Annotated in this window: 13 protein-coding genes; 5 read left to right on the top strand and 8 right to left on the bottom strand. The window is 48.9% G+C overall.

Annotated features, from left to right (window positions below; all coding sequences use genetic code 11):
- Positions 1-17: 17 nt before the first annotated feature.
- Together ACN0VA_RS00800 and ACN0VA_RS00795 are read right to left on the bottom strand one after the other, a co-directional pair.
- A complete protein-coding gene (locus tag ACN0VA_RS00800; RefSeq protein ID WP_417819297.1) occupies positions 18-305 on the bottom strand; it encodes a hypothetical protein in 288 nt (95 codons plus the stop codon).
- A 17-nt stretch (positions 306-322) separates the two neighbouring features.
- Positions 323-2,032 (bottom strand): SulP family inorganic anion transporter, encoded by a 1,710-nt coding sequence (locus ACN0VA_RS00795; RefSeq protein WP_417819296.1) that lies wholly within the window; start codon positions 2,030-2,032, stop codon positions 323-325.
- A gap of 288 nt (positions 2,033-2,320) precedes the next feature.
- Here ACN0VA_RS00795 and ACN0VA_RS00790 point away from each other — a divergent pair, with 288 nt between their 5' ends.
- Positions 2,321-2,749, top strand: coding sequence for a MarR family winged helix-turn-helix transcriptional regulator (locus ACN0VA_RS00790; protein ID WP_417819295.1), 429 nt, complete (start codon positions 2,321-2,323; stop codon positions 2,747-2,749).
- A 90-nt stretch (positions 2,750-2,839) separates the two neighbouring features.
- On the opposite strand, the gene ACN0VA_RS00785 is transcribed toward ACN0VA_RS00790, so the two are convergent.
- On the bottom strand, positions 2,840-3,745 hold the full coding sequence (locus ACN0VA_RS00785; protein WP_417819294.1) for an OmpA family protein: 906 nt from the start codon (positions 3,743-3,745) through the stop codon (positions 2,840-2,842).
- Between the two features lie 25 nt (positions 3,746-3,770).
- A complete protein-coding gene (locus ACN0VA_RS00780) occupies positions 3,771-4,391 on the bottom strand; it encodes a hypothetical protein (RefSeq protein ID WP_417819293.1) in 621 nt (206 codons plus the stop codon).
- Positions 4,392-4,735: 344 nt separating this feature from the next.
- On the opposite strand from ACN0VA_RS00780, the gene ACN0VA_RS00775 reads away from it, so the two are divergent.
- Positions 4,736-6,301, top strand: coding sequence for a methyl-accepting chemotaxis protein (locus ACN0VA_RS00775; RefSeq protein ID WP_417819292.1), 1,566 nt, complete (start codon positions 4,736-4,738; stop codon positions 6,299-6,301).
- Positions 6,302-6,364: 63 nt separating this feature from the next.
- On the opposite strand, the gene ACN0VA_RS00770 is transcribed toward ACN0VA_RS00775, so the two are convergent.
- The gene (locus ACN0VA_RS00770; RefSeq protein WP_417819291.1) at positions 6,365-8,641 is read right to left on the bottom strand and encodes an NADP-dependent malic enzyme; all 2,277 of its coding nucleotides are present in this window, start codon (positions 8,639-8,641) and stop codon (positions 6,365-6,367) included.
- A 51-nt stretch (positions 8,642-8,692) separates the two neighbouring features.
- Positions 8,693-9,184: a hypothetical protein gene (locus ACN0VA_RS00765; RefSeq protein WP_188660480.1), complete on the bottom strand. Its 492-nt coding sequence runs from the start codon at positions 9,182-9,184 to the stop codon at positions 8,693-8,695.
- Positions 9,185-9,548: 364 nt separating this feature from the next.
- Here ACN0VA_RS00765 and mutS point away from each other — a divergent pair, with 364 nt between their 5' ends.
- The gene (gene mutS, locus ACN0VA_RS00760; RefSeq protein WP_417819738.1) at positions 9,549-12,158 is read left to right on the top strand and encodes a DNA mismatch repair protein MutS; all 2,610 of its coding nucleotides are present in this window, start codon (positions 9,549-9,551) and stop codon (positions 12,156-12,158) included.
- A 37-nt stretch (positions 12,159-12,195) separates the two neighbouring features.
- Here mutS and ACN0VA_RS00755 read toward each other — a convergent pair whose 3' ends face one another.
- Positions 12,196-13,209, bottom strand: coding sequence for a glucosaminidase domain-containing protein (locus ACN0VA_RS00755; RefSeq protein WP_417819290.1), 1,014 nt, complete (start codon positions 13,207-13,209; stop codon positions 12,196-12,198).
- A gap of 349 nt (positions 13,210-13,558) precedes the next feature.
- Between ACN0VA_RS00755 and ACN0VA_RS00750 the strand changes: the two genes are divergently transcribed.
- Together ACN0VA_RS00750 and ACN0VA_RS00745 are read left to right on the top strand one after the other, a co-directional pair.
- Positions 13,559-15,205, top strand: a complete 1,647-nt coding sequence (locus tag ACN0VA_RS00750; protein WP_417819289.1) for a diguanylate cyclase domain-containing protein — start codon at positions 13,559-13,561, stop codon at positions 15,203-15,205.
- Between the two features lie 31 nt (positions 15,206-15,236).
- Positions 15,237-16,547 carry a DUF2336 domain-containing protein gene (locus ACN0VA_RS00745; RefSeq protein ID WP_417819288.1) on the top strand — a complete coding sequence of 437 codons (1,311 nt, stop codon included), beginning with the start codon at positions 15,237-15,239 and terminating at the stop codon, positions 16,545-16,547.
- On the opposite strand, the gene ACN0VA_RS00740 is transcribed toward ACN0VA_RS00745, so the two are convergent.
- Positions 16,544-17,953, bottom strand: a complete 1,410-nt coding sequence (locus ACN0VA_RS00740) for a DUF4139 domain-containing protein (protein ID WP_417819287.1) — start codon at positions 17,951-17,953, stop codon at positions 16,544-16,546. The genes ACN0VA_RS00745 and ACN0VA_RS00740 overlap by 4 nt on opposite strands.
- Positions 17,954-18,046 lie beyond the last annotated feature (93 nt).

Below are 18,046 nucleotides of genomic sequence, written 5' to 3'. Positions count from 1 at the left end.
GGAAAAAGCGCATTGTCTCAGTGTGCTTTTTCCTCTGCAATAGCAAGAATGAAGTAAAAGAGATCGCCTTGCATTTTCTTGGCGGACTCATAATCTTTTTTAGCGATAAATTTTTCAAATTTGGTGATTAGAACGCGCGCATCCTCGTTTTGTTGACGAGTAAAACCGCCCACATCTGTTGCAAAGGTGGATAAAGCCAGACGCAAGTTCCAGTGTGCTTTGTTATGAGGCGCTTCCCCTTCGCACATGATGAAAAAAAGCTCGGTCCATCTCTCCATATCGTCTGCAATTTGTGATGAATTCATATTTATAAAGTCCTGTTTTAGATGTCGTAAAATTGCGGTGTGCGATTGCGCATAATCTCTGCTGCCAATATGCGGGCCTCGGTGAATGTGTCAGATATTTTGATATTGGGTTTACGGGTCAGGGAGTTCATTTTTTCTAATGTATTGAGGACATTAGAATTGCTGCCACTGAAAATCAGCCATACACCGGAATGCATGGATTTCTGAATAAAGGTTGCAAGGGCGCTGCATCCCGTTGCGTCGATAAAGGGGACATCGTGCATTTGTAAAATGATGATATCGGGGGTTTTTCCGGTGCGGCCCAATGTATCAATCAATCTTTCTGCGGCACCAAAGAAAAAGGGACCGTTAAACTGGTAACTCAGCACGCCATCGGGTAAGCGTATTGCGTTGTCAGGTGACAGATTTTCGCTATCGTCGTCTTCATCGTCCTGAATGATATTGATATGTGTTTCTACCTCAACGGCATTGGCCATGCGGTGCATAAAGAGAACGGCAGATAAGACAAAGCCGACTTCAATCGCGAGGTTTAAATCGACAAGAACGGTCAGCAAAAATGTGGCAATCAGGACAATTCTGTCACCAATCGGGGCCTTGAATAAATGAATGAATTTGTCGAACTCACTCATATTCCATGCAACGATCATCAGAACGGCGCTTAAGCAAGACAGGGGGATAAATGAGGCAAGGGGGGCAAAGAACAGAACAAAGGCCAAGAGAGCAAGTGAATGGATCATCCCGGCGACGGGGGAATGCGCACCGGAACGAATATTGGTTGCCGTTCTGGCAATGGCCCCGGTTGCCGGAATACCTGCAAAAAGGGAGGATCCGATATTGGCGACCCCTTGTGCAACCAGTTCACAATTGGAACGATGTTTTGCCCCCGTCATACCGTCCGCGACCACAGCAGACAGTAAAGATTCAATTCCGGCTAGAAAGGCGATGGTAAAAGCACTGGGGAGGAGTTTTGCAGCTTGATCCCATGAAAAAACAGGCAGGTGTGGCAGTGAAAGGGTTGACGGAATGCCACCGAATTTTGTTCCAATTGTTTCAATCGGCAAGGCAAATACCCATGTCAAAAGGCTGATACCGGCAATCGCAATAAGAAAGGATGGATATTTCGGTAAGGTCTTTTGACTTATCAGGATGATTGCAATGCTCAGCAAAGCTGTCCCCAGAACATATGGATCATAAGTCTGCAGGTTTAAAAACAGGAGTGTTACTTTATCAAGGAAATCTGCTGGGATGTTGTCGATATCCAGACCCAGGAAATCTTTGACCTGACTGATGAAAATGAGAGTAGCAATGCCGGAGGTAAAACCGGTTACAACGGGGTGGGGGATATATTTGATATAGGTGCCCAGACGCAGCAGTCCGGCTAGAACGAGAATGCCCCCTGCCATAAGGGTTGCCAGAACAAGGCCCTCATATCCAAATTGCTGAATAACGTTAAAAACAACGACCACAAAGGCACCCGTTGGACCGCCGATTTGAAAGCGACTCCCTCCAAGTAACGAGATTAAAAAACCGGCAATGATAGCGGTAACAAGTCCCTTGTCTGGACTGACGCCGGACGCAATGGCTAAGGCCATCGACAGGGGGAGGGCGACAATGGCGACGGTTAATCCCGCAAGACAGTCATCTCGCAACATAGAAAGAGTATAACCGTTTTTAAAGGTGGTATAGGCCTTCGGAATATAGAAGTGCCAGTTCGGCTTTTGTGGCATTTGCTGTAACTCCTATTTTTATATGTTGGCGAAAGGGCTAATTTTTGGGGAAGATAGATATATGACATATCAATCATTGACATATCAACTAATTTTTGTGTAAACCCCTTTGCAGGGAATGGAGATATCAAATGGATCAAATATCAAAGATTATTGGAAATGGCCTGCAAATCCTGATGGCAGTGTTCCTTGTCACATCAATCTATAACTTTTATTTTGAGAATAGTCTCTTTTGCAGAGAAGATATTTGTACCAAAATTCCTTATAGCCGTTTACCTTGATATTACTATGATAGATGAAGATAAAAATACGATTCCGATTGTTTTGCACGAAGTTGCAAACCGCTTGCGCGTTCGCATTGACGCAAAAGTCCAACCTTATAACCTGACAAGAATGAAATGGCTGACCCTTGCCATCCTTGAACGCGATAACGGGATTTCCCAATCCGAGCTGGCGTCCAAACTGGATGTTGATAATTCATCAATTGCCCGACTTATGACGCGGATGGAACAGCGTGATTTGATCCATCGGGTGTGTGATGAAAATGATCGCAGAGTCCTTCGTGTCTTTATCAAAGATGCTGCCCGCCCCTTGTTGCAGGAACTGAAAAAAGTCTCTGATGAAATACGCAGTCAGGCTTTGACTGGATTAAGTGTGAAAGAACAGGATGATTTGCTTAATCTGTTATTGGTTGTGAAAAACAATTTAGACAAATAGACGATTTTCTTTTTTACGTTTGCTTTAAATATAAAAAAAGCGGGGCACTTTTCAAAATGCTCCGCCTTTTTATGCGTGACGGGTATAGGCTTACTGTTGAATTTCGATAACAACGCGGCGGTTTTTCGCTTCGCGGACACCGTCTTGGGTCGCAACGGCCGGAGCACTTTCCCCCATCGCGGTTGTCGACATTTTATCACCGGGTAGGCCGAGTTCCGAAATAAATGTCTTCACTGATTGTGCTCGACGCTCGGATAAAGACTTGTTGTAGGCTTGGCTCCCAGCACGGTCAGTGTGACCAATAAGGGCGTAATTCACAGTCTGAGCACCCCAGTCTTGAACCAGTGCTTGCAAAACTTGACGCCCGACCGGTGTGATGACGGCGGAATCAAAGTCAAAGAAGACCGTATAAAGTTTTGCCAGATCCAGTTCCATTTTTGGTGCCGGCTTTTGGGCGAGCTTTTTCTGTGCCCCGGTCAGACGATTCAGGGCTTCGGCAAATTGATCTTTACATTTGGCAATTTCATCGTTTTGCCAACCTTCTTCTTGTTCTTCTACCCAGCAATCAAAGCTGGCTTGCGCCTTTGCCGACAGAACAGGCAAGCTGGAACGACTTGTTTGCAAGGCGGTGTTCAAGGCATTATAGCCGTCTGCAAATTGTGTTTGTTCCTCTTTTGAGAAACGCCACAGGGCGGGGTCTTCCGGCGGTAGACCGTTTTCAGAGGCAGCGACTTTTATGGCTTTTCTTGCAAAAAAGTCAGAATCAAACCAGTCGGCCCATTCGACACCTTCTTTGGTGGCAAGGGCTTGATATTCTTTCACCAGTGCGCCTTTAAACGTCGTCGTATCGGTTTGCAGGGCTTGGGCTTCTTCGTAATTAAACGGTTGGGTAATCGGGTTGCCGGAATGATCAAACGCTTTTGGGAAGTTGCTACAGCCTGCCAGAACAGCAGCGGATAGAAAAAGCGAAACGGTTCTTGTCAGATTTTTTTTCATGGGGGAAATCCAATGCTTGTTTTTTTTAAATACAGCGAGAAGCGATGGCTTGAATCTTATGATCGCTTGACAGGTAAGACGGGCTTAATGCGCTAGTCACCTCGATTGTTTCACTGGGCTGCCCGATAATATGGTCAAAGCGCCCTTGGGTTTTTTTCACTAATGAGATAAGTCCGTCGGTTCTTTTTCGCAACTGAAGGATCATTTCGGGGGTTTGCGACGGGATTTCTGCACAAACCTGTCCCAATTGATTGTCGATCGACTCAACTAAACCGTAATCTGGATTAATCTCAATATCTTGGGATGAGGCCACATGGTCAACTTTGATGCCACGTTTGGGACGCCATTTTTCAAACTGTGCGGTTGCAGAAACGATATAGCCTTCCGGAAAATAGATAGCGGTGTTGTTTTGCAGCAAAACACGATCCCCTAGAATGGGGCCGGATCGCAACAGCTTTTTAATGCGATGCGCTTTAATCTTGCCGGAAAAATCATTGAATTTTAAAACGTCATGGTCGCCGCGCTTGCCTGCAAAATATTGTTCAAACGGTAAAGCTGGCAGTGATTTTGATTTCGACGCCGCTTCACCTAAAACAGGTACAGCCAAGACGATGAGTAACGCAATGAAAGATAAGCGTTTTTGCATTCAGTGAAAACCTCTGTTCAGATATCGCTGTAACCTAGCATGTTTCTTTGCCTTTTTCTAGGTTTTCTCTTGTGTTTGGGGACAACCATTTTTTAGGTGAGATGTGGAAAGGATAAGGGAAACGAGGCTTGTTGAAATCAGATTCCTTTTTCTGGTGGGGAAATTTGGAATGGGATCTTAGAGGGGCATTATTCCCAAGTCTCTGAATTTTCAATCGTTCCCGGCGTGAAGAATCTTTGCTTGACGTCTTTTTATTTTTGATTACCTTTACGTCAGTAAAAACACCTATACGTAAAAAACGTACAAGCGAGATCAACGAATCTCACCCAGGGAGATCCAAGACCATGTCTGCTACCAGCCTTGCTGTGTCGCAACCGTTGAGCGTGGAAACGCAAGAGGTGCGAATAGAACAAGACTTTACGCGTGAGGTCCGTCACGCCGTTAACAATATCTTTTTATCCAATGTCAGTACGACAACCCTGCCGACTGTTATCGCGGCTATTTTATTTACCGTTTTTTATTGGGACGTGGCCAATCACACCCTGTTATTTTCATGGGGTGTTGTGACGGTTATCATCGGTGTGGCGCGCCTGGTTGTGGTGAAACGCGGATTAAAGGCGGCCAAGGGGTTGGGGATACAGAAAAAGGCAGGTTTTATCACGCAGGCCTTAACCGGAGCGGCCAGTCTCGGTTGGATTGCGACTTTGCCGTTGTTCTTTATCCACGCCGATATTGCAACCCAGACTTTACACGGCATGCTTTTACTGATTCTGACATCGGCGGGGACGGTTTCCCTGTCGGTTGATCGCAAGGCCTTTATGTTGTTTGTCCCGCCGATCCTGTTGACGTTAGGGGGCTTTTTTGCCTCCAGTCTGACGTTAAGCGGAATTATTTTTGGGTTTGGGTTTTTGTTGGTCCTTGGTGTGCAAATGAGGTTGGCAAAAGCCAGCCGCAACCAGATGGAAGAAGCTTTAACCTTGCGTTTTCAAAATGATGCCTTGCTTCAGAATATGGAACGTACCACGCAAGAAATTGAAGCCGATAAGCATGCCCAAGTCGAACGAACGGAAGTTCTTCAAGGTTTGACAAAAGAATTTGAAAATACCATTTCCGCGATTTTGTCGCGTGCGGATCAAGTGGCGCAAGCCATGCGGTTTCAAGCCGACCATGCCAACGGTGCGGTTCAATCATCCGTGGATGGTACGCGGGAAGTAACGCAAGGGGCCGGTGGTATGCGAAATCGCATGCAAGATGTTGCCGAAGTGGCGCGCGGATTATCATCGTCCCTGTCCGATGTGAATGCACGGGTGTCGGAAAGTGCCGCGATTGCGCGATCATCCAATGAGAATGTGGAACGCGCAAATGAGACCGTAAACTCGTTGGTCAATGCGTCTAATAAAGTCGGTGAAATTGTCGGTCTGATTGATAGCATTGCCGATCAAACAAACATGCTGGCCTTGAATGCAACGATTGAGGCCGCGCGTGCGGGTGAAGCGGGCAAAGGCTTTGCCGTTGTGGCAGGCGAGGTTAAAACGCTCGCCAATCAAACAAGTGAAGCCACCCGTGAAATTTCTTCGCAGGTGCAGACTATTCGTACGGCAACGGCTGAAGCCGTTCAGGCGATGAATGAAATTGCCCAGACCATCGGTGATTTAAGCAATATCTCGCATGATGTTGTGGGGGCTGTTGAAAAACAGGGCCATACCATCCGTGATGTGGCGACACGCATTGAAACGGTTGCCGACGACAGCACACATTTGTCCGGGCGTTTGGGGGAAGTCGATGCCTCTGCCGAAGAAACATCCGATGCGGTGGATGCCATGATCAAGGCGGCAGATAGTTTGGCAAAAGAAACACAGGAAATTCAGTGCGAGGTTGATCAATTCCTCAGCCGGGTGCGGTCTTTATAAGATAGACATAAAAAAGGCGGACCGTGTTGAACGATCCGCCTTTTTCGGGTTTGTATCTGTTTCTTAGCGACCGACGATGGCGTCGTGTGCGGCAAGAATAGCCATATTGACCATTTCAGAAACTGTGGTGTCGCGCGGAACAATTTGAACCGGCTTTTCCAATCCCATCAGGATGGGGCCGATGACTGTGCCACCACCGAGTTTTTGCAGGAGTTTCGAAGAAATGTCCGCCGTGTGCAGGCCGGGCATAACCAAGACGTTGGCCGGGCCGGACAAACGGGTAAAGGGATAATCCTTCATCATTTCTTTATCCAGTGCGGTATTGACCGTGACTTCGCCGTCAAATTCGAAATCCACATTGCGTTCGGCCAAAATCTCAACGGCCTTGCGAACTTCTTCACAACGTCCGCCTTCGCGTCCGCTGAAGGATGAATAAGAGAGGAAGGCAACGCGGGGTTCGTGGCCCAGTTTGCGTGCTTTGGCGGCGGCGGCAACGGCAATATCTGCCATTTCCAAGGCGTCCGGTGTTTCGTGAATTCGGGTATCGGCGAGGAAAACGGTTTGATGTCCGCCCCCGGAAACCACGATGGAAACCCCCATCGGCAATTGTTCTTTTGCCGGGTCCAGAACGCGAGCAACGTCATCATAGGTCGAATAGAAACTGCGGGTCAGGCCGGAGACCATGCCGTCGGCATCCCCACATGCAACCATAGCCGCGGCAAAGATATTGCGGTTCTGGTTGACCCAACGGTTGCAGTCACGCATCAAAGCGCCTTTGCGTTGCAGGCGACGATAGAGATATTCACTATATTCGCGTGTGCGTGGACCGATACTGGAATTGTTAATCTCAATCCCTTTGGCATCGGTCAGGCCGAGATGTTTCATACTGGCCTGAATTTTTTCTTCACGCCCGACCAAAATCGGTGTGCCGTACCCAGCATTCAAGAAGGCATAGGCCGCGCGGATGGTTTTTTCTTCTTCGCCTTCAGCAAAGACGATGCGGCGCGGATTACCACGGACTTTATCGCAAATGACCTGCAGGCTGGAGGCCGTCGGGTCCAGACGGGCAGACAGTTCGTTGCGGTATTCGTCCATATCAATAATGGGGCGACGCGCAACACCGGATGCCATTGCGGCTTCAGCCACTGCCGGTGGAATGGATGAGATTAAACGCGGGTCAAACGGGGCCGGAATAATATAGTCAGGACCATAGCGCAGACGGCGACCGGAATAAGCAGCCGCCACTTCATCCGGCACGTCTTCACGGGCGAGTTCTGCCAAAGCATGGGCGCAGGCGACTTTCATGTCTTCGTTGATCGTGCTGGCGCGAACGTCCAACGCCCCGCGAAAGATATAAGGGAAGCCCAAAACGTTGTTAATCTGGTTGGAATAATCTGAACGTCCTGTTGCGGTAATGGCATCGGAACGTACAGCTTTAACATCTTCCGGTGTAATTTCCGGGTCCGGGTTGGCCATTGCGAAAATAATCGGCTTGGGTGCCATTTTCTCGACCATTTCCTGTGTGACGGCGCCTTTGACGCTCAGCCCAAAGAATGCATCAGCCCCGTCCAGTGCTTCGGCCAATGTGCGGGCATCTGTATCGGAGGCATGGGCGGATTTCCACTGGTTCATGCCTTCTTTACGTCCTTTATAGATGACGCCTTTGGAATCGCACATGATAACGTTGTCGTGTTTGACACCCAGTGCTTTGGCAAGTTCGCAGCAGGCGATGGCCGCCGCACCGGCACCGTTGACGACAAGTTTGACGTCTTTCAAGTCACGTCCGGTTAAATCACAGGCGTTGATCAGACCGGCCGCAGAAATAATCGCGGTGCCGTGTTGATCATCGTGGAAAACCGGAATATCCATCATTTCGCGCAGGCGTGTTTCAATGGTGAAACATTCCGGTGCCTTGATATCTTCCAGATTGATCCCGCCGAAGGTTTTTCCAAGAAAACGTACGCAGTTGATGAATTCTTCTTCGTCTTCGGTATCGACTTCAAGGTCAATGCCGTCCACATCGGCAAACCGTTTGAAAAGAACGGCTTTCCCTTCCATGACAGGCTTGGACGCCAATGCCCCGAGGTTGCCGAGGCCAAGAACGGCTGTCCCGTTTGAAATGACGGCAACCATGTTGCCTTTGGCTGTATAGTCGTAGGCCAGATTAGGGTCGCGTGCGATTTGTTCACAGGGTGCAGCCACACCCGGTGAATAGGCCAGCGACAGGTCGCGCTGTGTTGTCAGCGGTTTTGTCGGATGAATTTCCAGTTTGCCCGGTCGTCCCGAGGCGTGCATCAAAAGCGCTTCGCGCTCGGTAACCCGAATAGATTGATCGTCCATGCTATCTATGTCTCTTGCTTGGTCTTATATACATTTATGGCGAAGCCAGATTTATTCTGACGTGTTTTTATGGATATGGACGTTTTCTGCACCTTGGTTTTGCAAAACTTCTTTGGCTTTGGCTTCTCTCTCTATACCATCGGCACGAACCCACAGGATAATACTGCCGGCGTCAACCGCACGGGCAAAATCCTCAGTATGGGGTGTTGCGGTCACTTCATCGAGGACTTCTTTCACGGCAACACCGCCGACTGTTGCTCCCACAACAGCACCGATCAACTCCCCAATCGGTCCGCCCGCCAGAAAAATGGCGCCACTGGCAACCATTGGCCCTTCGAATTTAATTTCACCGACCAGTGCGCTTAACACGTCTTTCAACGGTTTTGCAGGCTTTCCGGCGGCGTCAATGGATTCATGCGAGCTCAGGACACTCAAATCCGTACGCTCAAATCCTTCTTTCAAAAGGGCTTCGATTGTTTTTTCGAAAGTTTCACGGCTGTTCAGCAGGCCGACGACTTCTGTATTTACGGTATTTGAGTTCATTTATTTTAACCAGTATGGTGAGTTGAGTATTTATATTGCGCAATATGCACCAAAAGGGGACAGATTACTAGCCTCAATTATGGAAAAAGAACAGACTAATCTGTGCATCGGTGCCATGCATGTATAGCAAGGCTACCGTGTCAAATCTAAGGCAATTTCCGGAAATTATAGAAATCAGGAGAAAGAGTCACTTGAGGGGCTTCATTCAGACCTAGGGGATGTGTTATCAGTATTGCCCTTCTCTTAAAATTACATCAGCAATCGAACTTTACCCATGACCACCCTCGTCACCGCCACAGAACATCTGCCCGCAGACGTCACACAGGAAGAGATCGAAACCCGTATGCGCGACGGGGCGACCCCGATGATGGCGCAGTTTATGGCGATCAAGGAACGTCACCCCGACTATCTTCTGTTTTATCGCATGGGTGATTTTTACGAATTGTTTTTTGACGATGCGGTGGCGGCGTCCGAAGCCTTGCAAATTACGCTGACCAAGCGGGGGCATCATAATGGGGATGACATTCCCATGTGCGGTGTGCCGGTTAAGGCCTATGAAAGCTATTTACCCAAGCTGGTGGACAAGGGCTTTCGCGTGGCCTTATGCGAACAAATGGAAGATCCGGCAGAAGCGAAAAAACGGGGGGCAAAGTCTGTTGTTAAGCGCGAAGTCGTACGCCTGTTTACCGCCGGAACCATTACCGAAGACACGTTACTGGATTCGCGGCGAAACAATTTTTTGGCGGCTGTGGCGCAAAACCGTAGTGAAACCGGAGTGGCCTGGCTGGATATTTCCACCGGTGCGTTTTATACACAAGCCTGTCCATCGGTGATGTTACCGGCTGTCTTGGCCCGTTTAAATCCAGGGGAATTGCTGGTTGGTGATAAGTTATTACAAGCACCGGAACATTTTGACACGTTCAGCGACTTTAAATCCATCCTGACACCGCAACCCAACAGCCGGTTTGACAGTGCCAATGCGGCCAAACGGTTGGAAAAATTGTTTGCGGTGAAAACGCTGGATGCCTTTGCCAATTTTTCACGCGCAGAAACATCGGCGGCAGGCGCGTTGGTTGATTATGTGGAATTGACGCAGAAAGGCAAATTACCGCGTCTTGAAATTCCGAAACAACTGGCACAGGGGGCGACCCTTGAAGTTGACGCGGCAACGCGGCGTAATCTGGAACTAACCGTCACCTTAAACGGTCAACGCAAGGGCAGTTTACTGGATGTGATTGACCGAGCCGTCAGCGGTGCTGGTGCGCGTCTTTTGTCCGTTTGGCTTTCTTCCCCTTTAACCAATGTTGACGATATTAATCGCCGTTTGGATGGGGTGCAGTTCTTTAGCGAAGATTTGGGCGCACGTGAAGATATCCGACAGGCTTTAAAAAAATGCCCAGATATGGAACGTGCCCTTTCGCGTATCACATTGGGCCGGGGTGGGCCGCGTGATTTGGCGGCTATTCGCGATGGATTGGCCGCCAGCTTCGATTTGCGCGAACATTTGATTTCCTTAACACCGCCACCGATTTTGGAAACCTGTATCCGTGATCTGGGCAATCATGGACAACTGGTGGATAAACTGCGCCGGGCCTTAGGCGAAGATTTGCCCTTAATGGCGCGTGATGGTGATTTTATTGCTGCCGGATATGCCCCGGAACTGGATGAGTTGCGTAGCCTGCGTTCGGAAAGTAAACGTCTGATCCTGAACCTGCAAGCCAAATATGCAGATATTACCGACATTCAAACTTTGAAGATCAAGCATAATAATGTCTTAGGCTATTTTGTTGAAGTGACGGCAAAACAGGCCGAACGGATGCCGGCAGACGGGGATTTTATTCACCGTCAAACCATGAAAAACGTTATCCGTTATTCAACGGTGGAATTGTCAGAACTGGAAGGCAAGATCAGTTCCGCAGCAGACCGGGCGCTTGCATTGGAAACCCGCCTGTTTGATGAATTGATCGAAGATGTCAAACAGGATGCGGATGTCATTGCCTTGGCGGCCAACAGCCTTGCACGCCTAGATGTCTTGAGTGCCTTGGCACAAGTTGCGGTGGAACGTCATTACAATCGCCCGGTTTTAAGTGATGGTTATGAATTTGATATCAAAGGTGGACGTCACCCGGTGGTGGAAGCCGCCCTTGAAGCCGCCAATGAAGCGGCCTTTGTCGCCAATGATTGTGATCTCACGCAAGATCAACGGTTGTGGTTAATCACCGGTCCAAACATGGCCGGTAAATCGACGTTTCTGCGCCAAAATGCCCTGATTACTATTTTGGCGCAGATGGGCGGCTTTGTTCCGGCGGCTTCTGCCCATATCGGGGTGGTGGATCGTTTGTTTTCCCGCGTGGGGGCGGCGGATGATCTGGCGCGTGGGCGGTCAACATTTATGGTGGAAATGGTTGAAGCCGCAGCGATCCTCAATCAATCCAGTGATCGATCACTGGTGATTTTGGATGAAATTGGGCGCGGGACAGCAACATTTGACGGCTTGTCTATTGCCTGGGCGGTAGTGGAACATTTGCACGAGCTAAACAAATGCCGTGCATTATTTGCGACACATTACCATGAATTGACGGCATTGACGTCAAAACTCGGTTGTTTGTCTTGCCATTCCATGCGGGTAAAGGAATGGAAAGGCGAGGTGATTTTTCTGCATGAAGTCGGCGCCGGGGCGGCGGATCGATCATATGGGATCCATGTCGCCCGTCTGGCAGGATTGCCCAAGGCCGTCATCAAACGGGCAGAACAAGTTCTGGAAACTTTGGAAAAAGGGGAACAGAGCAGTGCCGTCACCAAACTGGCAGATGATTTACCCTTGTTTGCCGCCCTTGCCAGCAATCCCGATCCTGTTTCAGAACCAAGCGGGCCGTGCGATGTGGAACTGGCATTGGATGATATTCAACCCGATGATCTGAGCCCGCGCGAAGCGTTGGAAGCCCTTTATAAATTAAAAGCGCTGAGAGGTTGACCTTTCAGCGCTTTGAGGTGTGGTTGCTTGCTTAAGCTTAAATGGAAGGTTCCGCACTGGCGAGCATCATCTTGTCAGATAATGTGACCGTGTCATAAAGCGGCAAGTTGTTCTTATCCATAATGGCTTTCAGCGATATGATATATTGTTCGCCCCGTTCGGAATATTTATCCAAGGCCATTGCAAGGAGACTTCCTTGGATTGGCTGGCGCGTTGTACGCATAAAGGCGCGTTTGGCACGTAATGCCTTATAAGCCGCATGGGTGTTCAGATTATGAACATAGGCCCGTAAGCTGTCCTTGATGCTGTCAAATGCTTTGATGCGATGGGTTTGGTCGTCACCACGTTGGGCGGGTACAATGCCATCGTCATTTTGATTGAATGTCCATTGACCAAAAAGGGCGTTGCCTTCGCGCACAAAGCGTGATGTCCCCCATCCGCTTTCTTCTGCCGCCTGTGCCAAGGCCAGTGAGGGCGGTACGATATCAACCTTTTGCAGCAGTTGGTCGAATTTTTGTCCGCGCACTTTATAACGCTCAAATGTTGCCTTCAGCCAGATTTGATCTTGGGCAATGATATCAAGGCCTAAATTCAAACGGTGACGCAGGCGAAGAATACGAGCGCGTTCTGCAAGGATTTCTTCGTTGGTTTTAAGGATCAAAGGAAGCAGGGCTTTGAAAAAAAGCGCCTTGCGTTCTTCCGTTTGTGTGAGGGTTGCCAAATCGTGCGGCAAGCTCGCAAGGAAAAGGCGCGGAACACTGCTTTCGCCCTCGCGGACATCCTTCAGATGATAGCCAATTTTGTTAAAAGCCGTTGTCAAATCGTTGACACTTAACAATTTTGGATTTTTGTCCATCTGCGCAGGCTTCAGGTTTTCTTTACTTGCCGGGAGTTTTGCAACTTCGTTCGGCAGCTTCAAAACAGCTTTCGGTGCTTTGCTGGTTGTATTGGTCGGGGCACTAATATGTAAGGCAATCAGTAATGCCAGACAAAAGCCCATAAGCGTGAGGACAGTCCATTGGAAGCCCTTGCTTTCCTTCATATCAGCCATACTAAAATCAAAATCTGTTAACAAAAGCGCGGCCCAAGCCTGTCTCAGCTTTTACGGCTATTTTCACGCGCAGTGTCGATCATGTTTTCACAGCCTATGGATCGACATGCTGTGAGCCGGATTCTACAGATTTGGCGTTTTTAATCCAGTTGATAATATTCTTAGGAAAACCACAGGATTCATCAGCAGTTTAAGGGGGGGGAAGGCATGATATAAGATTATTGTCCTATTTAACTTTCAGGCGAAAGTCTCTATTTGATTTCCATCCAAAACCCTAATAGGATAAAGGGTACGTCACTCTGGGGGATAGACGTTTTGTTGTGTAACATTAAAAACGAAAAGAAAAATCATGTCTGATACGTCGGCTATAATATCTGCGGACTGGGTGAGCAATGCGCCTTTTCCTGCGGTATTGTTGCATGAGGATCGCAGTGTTGCCGCTCATAGTGCCGCCGCTGAAGTTTTGGTTAAAAATATTAACCTTCCGAATATTTCGGACCTGTTTGATAAAGTAAATGCCAAGAATGCCCCCCATATACAAACAGCGGGTGTGGAAACGGACAAAGGTGTGGTGTTTTATGATTTGACACTGAGTCCTTGTCAAAACGGCTTTTTACTTTTCGCAAAAGATGTCAGCCTTGAACATAATTTGCGCGCGGCTTTAATGGATTCTCGCCAACGATTTAAGGATTTGGTGGAAATTTCCAGTGATTTTGCCTGGGAAGTCGGGGCGGACGGCTATTTTATTTTCGTTTCTCAACGGGGCGCGGTTGGATACGAGCCGGACGAATTGATCCGCAAGCACTGTGACGACATTGTTTTAAAGCGCGATAAAAAACATTCACAGAATCCTTTTTTATCCAAAACCAAATTGGAACGTGAAGAAACGTGGGTTTTGCGCCCCAATGGGGAACCCGCCTGCCTGATGGTGTCGTGTGTCCCGTTGTTTGATGAAAAAAATAACTGGGTGGGGGCACGCGGGGTCTGCCGTGATATTACCGAAGAACGTGAACGCGATGCGGCGTTGGCGCGGGCTTATCACCGCGATCAGTTGCTGGCCTATATTGTGAAAACCATTCGCGACGAGGTCGAACCCAGCAATATGTTGAGTGCGGCAGCCAATGCCACGGCACGTGCACTCAGTGCAAATGGATGTCAGATTTTCAGAAGCAAGCCGGAAAGCGGCATGATCGTTAGTGCGGCCTTTGGCGAAATTCCCGATGAAATTCCCGACTTGTTTGGGCGGCTGGAACAATTGGGTGAAAATGAAGTCGGTGTCTTTGAAATTAAGGACTGGCTGGCGATTTATTCTGCAACCCGGTATCGGCGCACGGTGAATGGAGCCATATGCCTGTGGCGCGAAAATGTGCGTGGATCCTGGAATGACGATGACAAAATTCTTGCCATCGACGTTGCCAACCAACTGGGGATCGCGAATGAGCAAATTTCCGGGCATGAACGGATTGTTGAGCTGTCGCGCACCGATGCGTTAACCGGGTTGTTAAATCGCCGGGCCTTTTTTGAAGATGAACTGCCCCGCCATATTGATCGCTTGCACTTTAACAACAGCCCCGCGGCCCTGATTTATGTCGATTTGGACCATTTCAAGCAGGTAAACGATGTTTTTGGTCACCAAAAAGGCGATGATGTCCTGTTGCTGATTCGCGACTTTTTGCTCAATCAGGTGCGACCAGGTGATGTGGTTGCCCGATTGGGTGGCGATGAATTTGCCATTTGGTTGAATGATATTGATACGGATGCAGCTTCTCGTCGTTGTGAGCGACTGTTGGAAGCAAGCCAGTTTTTAAAGGAATATTCAGGGGCACCGAATAAACCATTGGGCGTTTCTTTAGGGTTGGCAATCTACCGTCCGGATACAAATGAATCTGTTGAAATGTTGATCGGGCGCGCAGATGCGGCTATGTATGAGGCCAAGCGTTCCGGTAGGGGTAAGTTTTGCGTCGCCGAAGATTATACACCCACGGATGCCGAGTAATGAGAATAAATAAACAAGGTGCCCTGAACAGATGACAAGAGACCCGGTGCATGACGCTCCTTTAACATACGAGGAGGCAAAAGAGCTTGCGCGCCATCAAGATGTGTCTGTGCGCAAATCTTTGGCTGAGCGTGAGGATATTCGCCCGGAAATTCTGTTTTACCTTGCCGGTGATCCCGCACCGGAAGTCCGCAAAGCCATTGCCCATAACAAGGCGACACCGGCACGGGCTTATATTGAGCTTGCCAAAGACAGCAGTGATGAAATCCGCTCAGACCTTGCAGAGAAAATTGCGCGCCTTGCCCCTAAATTAACCGCTTATGAAGTGGATCGGGTGCAAAGTTATGCCTTTCAAGCCTTGGAAATTCTTGCCTCCGATCAGTTGTCCAACGTGCGAACCATTTTGGCCGAAACGCTAAAAGACGTTGCACAGGCTCCGGAAGAGTTGATCAAGCGATTGGCGCGCGATTCTGAATTATCGGTTGCCTGCCCGGTGTTGGAACATTCACCGGTTTTAAGGGATGAAGATCTTCTTGATATTATTTCCAATGGAATTTCTTCAGGGGCGCTTGGCGCGATTTCCAACCGGAAAACCGTTAGTGTCAAGGTGTCTGATGCGATTGTGGATACCCACGATGTCGCGGCCATTACGACACTGCTGTGTAATGAAAGTGCCCAAATCCGCGAAGAAATGCTGGATCAATTGGTTGAACAATCGCGCAATGTCGAAGATTGGCAAGGCCCGCTGGTTCATCGCCCGGTCCTGAGCGAATATGCCGCGCAACGATTGGCGGAATTTGTTGCGGGTAATCTTTTGGATAGCCTTAAACATCGTAAAGATTTAAGCGCCAAGACCTTGTCGATCGTTCGTGAAGAAGTCAATCGCCGGATCAAACAAACCCATAATGCCAATAATAACAAACCGGCACAGCCGAAACCCGATGAAGGTGGCAACGCGGATTTAAGACGCGAATATGCATGGCTGTTCCAACAGCCACCCCACGTCATTGCAAAAAACCTGAAACGGATGCACAGGTTGACCCCACAGGTGATCATTAATGCCCTGATGGAAGGCGATAATGATTTTGTCGTTGCCGGTTTATCGGAATGTGCACATATCCATCTTTCTGTTGCTTTGCGTATGATTGCCATGCGCAGCGCGCGCGGGGTTGTTGCGCTGTGTTGGAAAGCGGGTATGGATGCGCAAACCGCCGCATTTATTCAGGCGAAGGTTGCCCATATTGCAGCGGATGATATTTTGCGCGCCAACGATGGAAATTACGCTCTGTCAGATGATGAAATGCAGTGGCAGATCGATTTCTTTAATAATATGGCAGTTTAACGTAATCGAACACTGACTTGATAAGTCAGGATTTTTTCCTTTCCAGCCGGGACTTTAATTTTCCAGATAGCAGTGTTGTTTTTCTGGCTGTCCGGTTTTGTGCTTGTGTCACTTAAGGACCATTGACCGGGGAAGGCTTCTTCAATACGTACCGTTTCAGCACTGTCTTTGGCATTTTTGATGACGATTTTGTAAGCCGCATTGAAACTGTCTTTGCCTTTGCGTTCAAAAGACGTCTGATTGCGTTCAATCGTCACATCAAAACTTTCACCGGGGTGCAAGGTGGCTTCGCCGTCTTTCGGGGTGCGGGTCAGGTTGTCTTCACCAACAAATTGAAGCTGACCTTGCGCGTCCCGTCTATAAAGACGCAAAATGCCGTCCGGGAGCGGGTTTTTCGAGGTGTTGTTAAAGGTCAACTCGACCTGCGGGTGTGCAGGCGGGCTGTCGAAATTCATTTCGCCGTAGGTGGGACCAAAGCGCTGAACGAGTTCACGTTCGCTTTTAAAGTTGAGCGGATGCATTAAGGCGACTTGTTTTGTTTCATTGTCGTTGAGATCGACTTTATCCGGCAGATTGTATAAATGGATGGCACCCAAGGCCTGAGGGGGCTGGGCCGTTTTTGCGACGGCAGCGCCCATGTCCATCATCGGGGCCGCTTCGGCGCGTACCATACGGTTAAAATTACGCGCAACGGTTTGACGATTGACCTGGCCTGCAGCCAAACTGAGATTGGCGGCACGGTAACTGACCCCACTTGTATTGGTCAGGTTGGCCCAACTTTGCAGAACGAGGCTTTTGCCATCGCCTGCCAACTCAGCACTATAGGAAGTATGCCATTTCAGACCGGATGACAGATAGGCCAAAGCCATTGTGGTTTCGCCTTTTTTTGCTGCATCAACCTTGGCGGTTAGAGCGGGTTTGGCGCGTAATCCTTCGGGCAGGCTTTCAATAACCAATTGTCCGGGTTGCCCCACTTCGATGCGACCATCGCGTTCGATAATCGTTTGGCCTTGTGCAGATAGGATTTTGGCTTCAATAAGATCATCTTTCCCGCTGACGCTGTTAAATCGGCGAAAATGAACGGTTTGACCGACAGATTTTTCCAAAAGGGCGTTGGGGGTCAGCAAATCAAAATCGAAACGGCGCTCCAACACACGAAAGCCCTTCCCGGAAATGAGCAGGCTGTCCGGTGTAAGCTGGGTGCTGATATCTTCAAACACAAAAGTCTGTTCAGCGCCTGTCAAGTTGGCCTTGCGGACATCGCGCACAAAGCCCAGACCGTTTTGATAAAGGGTCAAGGAAAGGTCATTGCGTTGTCGTTGATCAAGGACGGTTTCGGCATGCAGGGCGCCGGCACCAAGGGCAAGAACAGCGGCACTTAACAAAAAGGGGCGTGAAAAGGACATGTCTGACAACTCCGGTATGAAATCTCTTTTTCTGCATGTTGCCTCTTCTCGGGAAAAGGGGCAAGCTTGCGCATCGAAAAAAACATGCTATGG

The organism is Terasakiella sp. (genome assembly GCF_048267425.1).
Taxonomy (GTDB): Bacteria; Pseudomonadota; Alphaproteobacteria; order Rhodospirillales; family Terasakiellaceae; genus Terasakiella.
The sequence above is the reverse complement of the archived record's forward strand: the minus strand, read 5'-3'. Positions and strand labels throughout refer to the sequence as shown.